This window comes from Chromohalobacter sp. HP20-39, from assembly GCF_033052815.1.
GTDB lineage: Bacteria > Pseudomonadota > Gammaproteobacteria > Pseudomonadales > Halomonadaceae > Chromohalobacter.
Genome location: NZ_JAWHTP010000622.1, coordinates 1 through 276 on the forward strand (window position 1 = coordinate 1; position 276 = coordinate 276).

General features: G+C 67.8%; 1 protein-coding gene. It reads right to left on the bottom strand.

All coding sequences use genetic code 11. The annotated features are described in order from the left end of the window. On the bottom strand, positions 1 to 276 hold a 276-nt coding region (locus RVY79_RS19445), incomplete at both ends, for a LysR substrate-binding domain-containing protein (protein WP_317466214.1).

Here is a 276-nt window from a genome sequence, read left to right on the forward strand (position 1 = left end):
GCGCGCCGCAAGCCCTGCGGGCGATAGCTCCTCGTCGGACACGCTCGTGATCAGGTTCGGCCGCGCTGCATAGGTTTCGGCCAGGGGCACGCTGGCCAAGGTCGCGTTTTCAGCGCGGGCCAGTGCTGCGCCAGGCTGGATCGTTGCGCCCATGCCGCTGCGCACGAAATCCATCAGCAGCGCCAGTCCATCGACTTCAGCGACGATGCGCGGTTCGTACTTCGCACGCTTGAACGCCTCAGCGAGCAGCGATCGCAAGCCGTGCGGGCCGCTGGG